General features: G+C 42.0%; 5 protein-coding genes and 5 pseudogenes. 6 read left to right on the forward strand and 4 right to left on the reverse strand.

The features are described 5' to 3' along the window. Window positions 1-35: 35 nt before the first annotated feature. From Q0Y52_RS15455 to Q0Y52_RS15470, 4 genes are all read right to left on the reverse strand, one after another. Window positions 36-1,013, reverse strand: a complete 978-nt coding sequence (locus Q0Y52_RS15455) for a DUF3080 domain-containing protein (protein WP_297823133.1) — start codon at window positions 1,011-1,013, stop codon at window positions 36-38. Between the two features lie 29 nt (window positions 1,014-1,042). Beyond that, entirely contained in the window at window positions 1,043-1,786 is a 744-nt protein-coding gene (locus tag Q0Y52_RS15460) for a pteridine reductase (protein ID WP_297823135.1), read from the reverse strand. Window positions 1,787-1,894: 108 nt separating this feature from the next. Beyond that, entirely contained in the window at window positions 1,895-2,755 is an 861-nt protein-coding gene (locus Q0Y52_RS15465) for a fructosamine kinase family protein (RefSeq protein WP_297823138.1), read from the reverse strand. 382 nt (window positions 2,756-3,137) lie between these two features. Next, the gene (locus tag Q0Y52_RS15470; RefSeq protein ID WP_297823140.1) at window positions 3,138-3,788 is read right to left on the reverse strand and encodes an START domain-containing protein; all 651 of its coding nucleotides are present in this window, start codon (window positions 3,786-3,788) and stop codon (window positions 3,138-3,140) included. 177 nt (window positions 3,789-3,965) lie between these two features. On the opposite strand from Q0Y52_RS15470, the pseudogene thrS reads away from it, so the two are divergent. The 6 genes and pseudogenes from thrS to ytpR all read left to right on the forward strand — a co-directional run. Then, a pseudogene (gene thrS / locus Q0Y52_RS15475) lies at window positions 3,966-5,887 on the forward strand (threonine--tRNA ligase). A 95-nt stretch (window positions 5,888-5,982) separates the two neighbouring features. After that, window positions 5,983-6,520 (forward strand): annotated as a pseudogene (infC, locus tag Q0Y52_RS15480) (translation initiation factor IF-3). A gap of 132 nt (window positions 6,521-6,652) precedes the next feature. Continuing rightward, window positions 6,653-6,786, forward strand: a pseudogene (rpmI, locus tag Q0Y52_RS15485) (50S ribosomal protein L35); the annotation flags it as partial. 87 nt (window positions 6,787-6,873) lie between these two features. Continuing rightward, window positions 6,874-7,207, forward strand: a pseudogene (gene rplT, locus Q0Y52_RS15490) (50S ribosomal protein L20). Window positions 7,208-7,533: 326 nt separating this feature from the next. Continuing rightward, window positions 7,534-8,515 (forward strand): annotated as a pseudogene (gene pheS / locus Q0Y52_RS15495) (phenylalanine--tRNA ligase subunit alpha). 12 nt (window positions 8,516-8,527) lie between these two features. Beyond that, the coding region (ytpR, locus tag Q0Y52_RS15500; protein WP_297823142.1) for a YtpR family tRNA-binding protein at window positions 8,528-9,192 on the forward strand (665 nt) is incomplete at its 3' end.

Here is a 9,192-nt window from a genome sequence, read left to right on the forward strand (position 1 = left end):
GTTATATTGGTTTGTTTGCACAGCAATCGTACGAATTAGCGTTTACCTGGCTTGATATTGCAGCGTTTAAACAAACTTTGCCAAAAATGTATATGTTGCTGCATAGCCATTTGATAATTTTCAAAGCCTTGTTGATTGAGTTGATTGATGAAGTGCTTAAAGCTGGGGGATAATTTTGGATGGACCACCATGTTTTCTAAAATTGGACTGAGTTGGTATTGGTAGTGATTCATTTGACTGGCAATAGGTTGAATTTTTTCGATGAAAAACTGTTGAAAAACGTTAGTCAAATAATCCACTTTTTTCTTTGACTCCTTAGTTGCACATTTAAGCTGGTCTTTGTGTTGTATAAGCCATGCGGTTGATTGATGTATGTGTTTGGTTAATGTGAGCTGGCTTAACCATAATTTAGCGGGTAGCGGATTGTTCATCAAGTGTTGTAAATGCTGCTCTAGCTCTGCACTATTAACGTGCTTGTTTTTGTCAATTTGAACGAGGTAATTTAATGCTACTTTGGACAGGCTCAAGCCGTCTTTTTCGTTGCCTTTTATTAAGCCAAAATTGGCACTGAATCCTTGTTTTAATTCACTACTAAGTTGGATTAAGTCTGCCCACACCATCGATATCTGCTGTGTTTTTGTTTGTTCCCAACTGGTTAACTTCTCTCGTAATTTTGTGTCTGTGGTGTCCATAAGACATTGCCGCAACGCATCGAGTAAATGTCTTTCGTATAAATAACGAGTTGAGGGTAATTGGAGATTGCCAAGGGAAGTATTGCGCTCGGCAATCAGAGAATACAATTCACAATGTTGAAGAGTGTAAAACTCAAAAAGTTTGATTGTGGTGGCTGGAATATCTAGTTTTAATTCTCTAAGCGCCGGGTAGGGAGGCAAACTAATGGTCAGGTTGTCTGGGCTTTCGACCTCCAATACGTTCGCCATACGCTGTTGATAATCTTGTAAATGGTTTTGCAGTGAGTGGCTGCTGTCACAGCCTATAACTAACACCATCATAAACAGGATCAAAGAGTGGTGACGCACCGTTACCCTTTTGTATAGGAAGAGATACTGCGTCCTCCATCAACTGCAATAATTTGTCCTGACACATACGAGGCTTCAATTAAGAACTTAATGGTATGCGCAATATCTTGCATGGTACCGAGTCGCTGCGCGGGCACTTGATTAAGAATTTGTTGTTTATCATCTTGATTCATTTGCATCTCAGGCCATAATATTGCACCTGGAGCAACACCATTAACACGTATGTCAGGTGCTAATTCTAGTGCCAAAGATTGGGTCATGGTGACTAGCGCTGATTTGGCCATGCAATAAAGCGTGTGATCTTTTAAGGGTCTTGCAGCATGGATATCTACCATATTAATGATGGCACCGGTATTTTGAGCTAATGCGGGTGCACAGTATTGAGATAAAAATAATGGCCCTTGCATATTACTGCCCACCAGGCTTTGCCAGTCTGTTGTTGTGATAGTACCAACGGGAGTGGGATAAAATGATGAGGCATTATTAATTAACACATCTAAACGACCAAATGAATCGATGGCTTGTTGACCTATGCGCTCAACGCTCGATAAATTGGATAAATCACCTTGCACTAACATCGCTGACTTGGCTCTGATGTGGTTGAGCTCCAGGCATAGTTTTTCGGCTTCTAATCTCGACTCATTGCAATGAACCACGATGTTTGAACCAAAAGAATGTAGGTATTTTGCTGTATGCGCGCCGATTCTTTTGGCACTACCTGTGATGAGGGTGACGTTGTTTTCCATTTTACTCAAACTTAAGCTTTTAAATGCTAAGAGTATCTCTGAACGATGTTAAAGAACAGGGAGCTGAATAGGAAAAATCAATCGACCCTCACATTTGTCCAATGAAATCTAGATATCCAAGTTTTTAAGAGTGAGTTTAGCGCTATCTAAATAATGACCACCAAAAAGTAATGCATGGTTCAATACATGGTAAAGCTGATAAATCGGCTTACGGTATTGATAGTTAGCTTCAAGTGGCCAAACGTCTTCATAGCCCTGATAGAAGCTTTCAGGAAATCGACTAAATAATTCTGACATGGCTAAATCTGTCTCGCGATCACCAAAATAAAGGGCTGGGTCGAACAATACCGGCTGATGGTTAAAAAAACCGGTGTTGCCTTGCCAAAGATCACCATGTAACATCGATGCTGTTGGCTTATGTCCTAAGAGTAAGTTTTTGATTGCTTCTACTACAGCATCGATATTGACTGAAATATGACCTTTTTCAGTTAACAATTGCAGCATAAACCCAATACGTTGCTCAGCAAAAAAATAACACCATTTTTTTTGCCAAAGATTAGGTTGTGGCGTTAGTCCAACAAAATTATCTTGTTGCCAACCATACATTTCTTGGGTGTGTGTCTTATGAAGTTCTGCTAATTTTTGCCCAAAGTGAAACCAATTTTGGTCATCACCTTGGGTCATAGTGATATGTTCTAAGACTAAAAAACTATGATCTGACACCACACCGGTACAAATAATTTTGGGTACTTTAAATAGATGGGTGTTTCTAAAGTGTTTTAAACCTTCCGCTTCCGCTTCAAAATTAGGTCTATGTATTTTTTCATTGATTTTGACAAAAAAACGCTGTTTCCCGTCTGATATTTTGTAGGCTTTGTGACTCTCGCCAGCCTTGACTTCACGAATGTCGTCACAGATGAAATCTTGTTGAATACACTCACTGATTTGTTCACTAATAAAGTGCCACATGTGCAGGCCTGATTGGTTAGGTGATTGCCTAATTATGGTGTAACTGGCCAACTTGAATGGATGATTAAGTTATAAAGAGTGAGTTTTTATATCAATTTGTGGTGTACATACATACATACCACCTCAACATGGGCGCTTAATTTAAGGTGGGTTTTAAAGTAATTAACTCTGACCGGTGAGGTATGCGTTGGCTCTCATTACCTCTCATTACCTTAAATTACTGGGTATGTTGATAGCACCCTTGCCTAGGCGAAATCATGGAAGTGGCAAGGGCTAATACTTATTAATATCTCACTTAAAATCTCACTTAAAATAGTGATGTAACATATTTAAAAACGGAGTTTGTCCTATGGTGAATATCATTAAGGATAGTTATTATTTGTTAATTTAATGAGGCTTGAGTATCGATTGGCTGGTACTCATCTAATAAAATGACCTTTTTTAAATTTTGAAATGTTTTAAACATAGAACTAATCATTTCTTTATTAGCAATAAAGGTGGGTAGTTTGCCACCTGGATTGCCACCCCCTGTGTAAGTGATTTCGCTTTTTCCATTTTCTAGTGCATTGGCTTCCCATAATCCATGCATGTTTTGCATGCGCACATACTTTGGATGGTGAGGTGTTGCATCGTTTCTGTCAGATATTGTAATTTGAAAGGTATTGTTAGTGAATGTGGTGGTAGATAAAGTCACCATATCGCGATCTTTTACTGGCCAAGGCGCTGCAAAAAAAGTATGGATCAAGCGTTCTGATGGTGAGGCTTCATTCAGTATTTTTACTTCGAGGCAGTTATCAATCCATTTAGAAGAAAACGACACATCAGCCAGTAAGGCGATTAAGGTATGTGGATTAGTTTCGACAGTGGTTTTAACCAATATCTCTTTGTAGCCAGAGTCGGTTTGTTTACTGTAGATACTGACATTGTTTTTTTGTTTTTCCAGTTTCCAATTGTCCGCCCAACTAAGTTTTGTGTTTAGTATTGTTATTAGACCCAAGAAACAAATAGCAGTTTTTATTGCTTTACATTGCATCACTAATCCTTATCTCGTTATAATACGTGAAATTGTTCTGATGGTAACAGAGCATCTTTTTTCAAAGCACCCTTTTTTGGGTGTTTTTTATTTTTATCAATCGGTTTGAATTAAAACCGACTCCCAACATTCGCATGTGGCGCTTGGTAGGTGTCACCACTGCATAAGGATTTCGATATGCCCGTAATTACTCTCCCCGATGGCAGCCAACGCCAATTTGAAAATGCCGTCTCTGTATTTGATGTAGCCAGTGATATTGGCCCTGGCTTAGCTAAAGCCACCATAGCGGGCAAAGTGGATGGTGTTCGCGTTGATGCACACGACTTAATCGAGCACGATGCTAAGTTGCAAATTATCACCGCCAAGGATGACGATGGATTAGAAATCATCCGTCACTCCTGTGCCCACTTAATCGGTCACGCCATTAAGCAACTTTATCCAGATGTGAAAATGGCAATTGGTCCCACTATCGATAATGGTTTTTATTACGATATTGATCATGGAGCACTCATTGAATGATGAGGATTTAGTCAAAATTGAAAAGCGCATGTTGGAATTGGCAAAAACGCAATTATGACGTCGTGAAAGAAAGTCGTTCTTGGCAAGAAGCACGAGACGCCTTTGAAGCGCGAGGTGAGTCTTACAAAATCCAGATACTTGATGAAAATATTGCTAAAGACGACAAGCCAGGTTTGTATCATCACCAAGAATACATAGACATGTGCCGTGGCCCTCACGTGCCCAACATGCGTTTTTGCCAGCATTTTAAATTAATGAAAGTAGCGGGTGCCTATTGGCGCGGCGATAGCGACAACAAAATGTTGCAACGGGTTTATGGCACCGCTTGGGCTGATAAGAAGCAATTAAAAGCTTACTTGAATAGACTTGGAAGAAGCGGAAAAACGTGATCACCGTAAAATTGGTAAAGCCTTAGATTTATTCCATTGGCAAGAAGAAGCCCCGGGGATGGTGTTTTGGCATAACGATGGTTGGAGATTTATACCGAACTTGAAAAGTTTATCCGCGGAAACTTACGGGAATATGATTATCAAGAAGTCAAAGCACCGTTGATGATGGACAGAAGCTATGGGAAAAGTCTGGTCATTGGGATAAATATGCTGAAAACATGTTCTACCACTACTTCAGAAAAACGCGAGTATGCGATTAAGCCTATGAACTGCCCGGGCCATGTGCAGATTTTTAACCAAGGTTTAAAATCTTATCGTGACTTACCACTTCGTATGGCTGAGTTTGGCTGCTGTCACAGAAATGAACCATCGGGTGCATTACATGGGTTGATGCGTGTTCGTGGATTTACGCAAGACGATGCACACATTTTTCTGTACAGAAGAACAAGTATTAGCTGAAGTGGGCGGTTGTATTGATTCTGTCTACGAAATCTACAAGATATTTGGGTTTGAGAGTATTTCGGTGAAGCTCTCTACCCGCCCAGAAAAACGTGTGGGAGTGACGAGTCTGGGACAAAGCTGAAAAGAATTAGCAGAAGCACTAACATCTAAAGGTATCGACTTTCAGTACTTGCCAGGTGAAGGCGCTTTTTATGGCCCGAAAATTGAATTCACTTTACATGATTGTTTAGACCGAGCTTGGCAATGTGGCACCGTGCAACTCGATTTTTCTATGCCTGGACGTCTAGGTTCAACTTATGTTGCTGAGGATGGGGAACGTAAAGTACCCGTTATGATCCACAGAGCCATTTTAGGTTCTTTGGAACGTTTTATCGGTATCTTAATTGAAGAATATTCTGGCCTGTTTCCACTTTGGTTAGCGCCGACTCAGGCGATTGTGATGAATATTACCGATAAACAGGCCGATTATTCGAATAAAGTAGTGAAAAAGCTAAAAGAAAGTGGAATTAGAGTCAAGTCGGACTTGAGAAATGAGAAGATAGGCTTTAAGATCCGCGAGCACACGCTTCAAGCGTGTCCCATACTTGCTTGGTTGTTGGCGACGCCGAGATGGCAAGTGGGGAAATTGCTGTTGCAGTTCGAACGCGACGCGGTGATGACCTCGGTAAGATGTCGATACACGCATTTACTCAGATGCTCAAAGCCGATAGTGCCAGGAAAAAGATCTAACGACACTGCTGAACATAGTTGAACGCTCGGTCAATTAATTGATTCAGAGCACCCGATTTATTTTTGGAGGAACCAGCACATTAAAGGCGCTAATCATGAAGGCTCAAGAGGCGATCAAAGCCCGCATTAACGACGAAATTGACTGCAAGATGAAGTACGCTTAATGGTAGGAAGCGAGGCTGAACCGTTAGGTGTAGTGGCTATCACGTGCCGAAGCCATGCATAGCTGCGGAACACCGCTAGTTTGGATCTGGTTGAAATTAGCCCTAATGCCGAGCCGCCAGTCTGTAAAGTTATGGACTACGGCAAGTTCCTCTTTGAAAAAAGCAAGGCTCTGAAAGAGCAAAAGAAAAAACAGAAGCAAATTCAGGTCAAGGAGATTAAATTTCGCCCTGGCACTGATGAAGGCGATTACCAGGTAAAACTGCGCAACCTGCGTCGCTTTCTAGAAGCGGGTGACAAGGCCAAAGTAACTATCCGTTTCCGCGGTCGTGAAATGGCGCACCAAGAGATCGGCATTGAACAACTGCTTAATCGCGTTCGAACGCTGATTTAGAAGACATTGCCAACTGCGAGTCTTTCCCACGTCGGGTGGAGGGCCGTCAGATGATCATGGTGCTTAGCCCCAATTAAGAAGTAGTTAAGGTCTACAAGTAGGTTGGAGTACTGCAACCCTGACTCACCTTGCTGCTAAATTTGTAACCTGTGAACTTTGAGTGTCTGCAACACAATAGCCGCTGTCATTAACAATGCGGAGTTTTAGCAATGCCTAAAATGAAATCCACACCGTGGAGCCGCCAAGCGTTTTCGTAAAAACCGCTTCGGGCCGTTTCAAGAGTAAACAGTCTCACTTGCGTCATATTTTGACCAAGAAGAGTTCTAAGCGTAAACGCCAGCTTACGTGGCAAAAAACTGGTCCATGCGGCCGACACTAAGCGTTAATCCAACGCATGTTGCCCTACGTTTAATACCAGGAGACTTGAATAATGGCTAGAGTAAAACGCGGTGTTGTTGCACGCGCCCGTCACAAAAAGGTACTAAAGCAGGCCAAAGGTTACTACGGTGCCCGCAGTCGTGTTTATCGCGTTGCTGTCCAAGCAGTTACAAAAGCGGGCCAATATGCTTATCGCGACCGTCGTCAGCGCAAAGCGTCACATTCCGTCAGTTGTGGATTGCACGTATTAATGCTGCGGCGCGTCAAAATGGCATGTCTTACAGCCGTTTCATCAACGGTTTGAAGAAAGGCCTCTGTTGAGATCGATCGTAAGATCCTTAGCCGATATTGCGGTACACGATAAAAATGCATTTCGTTGCACTTAGTTGAATGCAGCCAAAGGCGCTTTAGCATAATCTTTTAGCTACCCTTTGAGCTTAACATTGTTTCAATTAATGCTCTTAAGTTCTTTCAGAGAAACGGCGAGCAGGATGCTCGCCGTTTTTTTATGTCTAGGATTAAATCTTTGGTCATTAAGCAACGATTTTGCTGTTGTTTTGTTTTAATGCCTATACCGATTGAAATATAAGCTTAAAAAGCAGACGAAAGCTAACAATCACTGGTACTTGGGTGATAATCTTGTGTAAAATACTGGGCTTTATTTTGTACGCCGTTGCGCAGCAATATTGCGCTAAAACATTTCGAGGAATATATGGATCTTGAAGTAATCATCAGTGAAGCGCGAGCACTGATCGATACCGCTGGTGATGTGGTAAGTCTTGACACCATATCGTGTTGAATTTATGGGTAAAAAAGGCAAGTTAACCGAGCAATTAAAAGGCTTGGGTAAACTTTCCGCCGAACAGCGTCCGGTTGCAGGACAGAAAATTAATCAAGCAAAGCAAACTATTCAAACCTTGCTGAGTGAAAAAGGTAACGCGTTAAAAGATGCTGAATTAAATGCTAAGTTAGCGGCCGAAAAAATTGATGTGACACTTCCTGGTCGAGGCAATACTTCAGGTAATCTTCACCCTGTGTCCCGAACTATTGCTCGAATTGAGAGCTTTTTTGGCGATCTTGGCTTTGCAGTAAAAACTGGACCCGAAGTAGAAGATGGATTTCATAATTTTGATGCATTAAACATCCCTGCGAATCATCCTGCGCGTGCTGATCACGACACCTTTTATTTTTCACCGGATATTATGCTGCGCACGCAAACATCAGGAGTCCAGATTCGCACCATGGAGGTCGAAAAACCGCCACTTAGGATCATTTCTCCTGGGCGAGTTTACCGGAATGATTACGATCAAACGCATACACCTATGTTCCATCAGGTTGAGGGCTTAATGGTCGACCGGAACATAAGCTTTGCTGAGTTGAAAGGGATATTACACGACTTTTTACATCATTTTTTTGAACAAGACTTACAAGTTCGCTTTAGACCCTCCTATTTCCCTTTCACTGAACCCTCTGCTGAGGTTGATGTAATGGGCAAGAATGGTAAATGGTTAGAAGTACTTGGATGCGGAATGGTCCATCCCAATGTGCTCAAAGCTGTTAACATAGATCCAGAAGAATTCACCGGTTTTGCCTTTGGTATGGGAGTAGAACGATTAACTATGTTGCGCTACGGCGTCAATGATTTACGCGCATTTTTTGAAAATGACATGCGCTTCTTAAAGCAGTTCAAGTAAGGGGCGGAGTGAATGAAATTTAGTGAAAGATGGTTACGTGAATGGGTAAGCCCCAGTTTAACTACTGAAGAATTGTCCGAACAGTTAAGTATGGCCGGATTGGAAGTTGATGGTGTGGAAGCTGTTGCTGGGAAATTTAGCGGAGTTGTTGTCGGTGAGGTAGTTGATTGCGGTCCACACCCAGATGCTGATAAGTTGCAAGTTACTAAGGTTAATGTCGGTGACAATGAGTTACTGGATATCGTTTGTGGTGCGCCTAATTGTCGCAAGGGGCTTAAGGTAGCAGTAGCTAAAGTGGGTGCAGTGCTACCGGGTAACTTTAAAATTAAAAAAGCAAAGCTCCGCGGTCAGCCAAGTTTTGGGATGTTGTGTAGTTTTTCAGAATTGGGTATAGGCGATGATCACTCCGGGATCCTTGAATTACCCGCTGACGCTCCAATTGGACAGGATATAATTGAGTATCTTAACCTTGATGACGTCACTATTGAAGTTGATCTGACCCCAAATCGAGCTGATTGTCTCGGTTTAAGAGGGCTGGCTCGTGAAGTCGGTGTGTTGAATAAAACGTCAGTAATAGAACCGCCAGTTCCTGCAGTTACTCCCAGTATTACCGATACCCGTAACATTGAATTACTTGCGCCTGAAGCTTGCCCTCGTTACTTAGGCCGAGTGATTAA

It is taken from the genome of uncultured Paraglaciecola sp. (assembly GCF_943787955.1).
GTDB lineage: Bacteria > Pseudomonadota > Gammaproteobacteria > Enterobacterales > Alteromonadaceae > Paraglaciecola.

Excerpts from the sequence above, each read along its gene's own strand:
- Q0Y52_RS15470 (WP_297823140.1), bottom strand. The coding sequence starts at position 3,788 with ATGCAATGTAAAGCAATAAAAACTGCTATTTGTTTCTTGGGTCTAATA.
- Q0Y52_RS15460 (WP_297823135.1), bottom strand. The coding sequence starts at position 1,786 with ATGGAAAACAACGTCACCCTCATCACAGGTAGTGCCAAAAGAATCGGC.
- Q0Y52_RS15455 (WP_297823133.1), bottom strand. The coding sequence starts at position 1,013 with ATGATGGTGTTAGTTATAGGCTGTGACAGCAGCCACTCACTGCAAAAC.
- Q0Y52_RS15465 (WP_297823138.1), bottom strand. The coding sequence starts at position 2,755 with ATGTGGCACTTTATTAGTGAACAAATCAGTGAGTGTATTCAACAAGAT.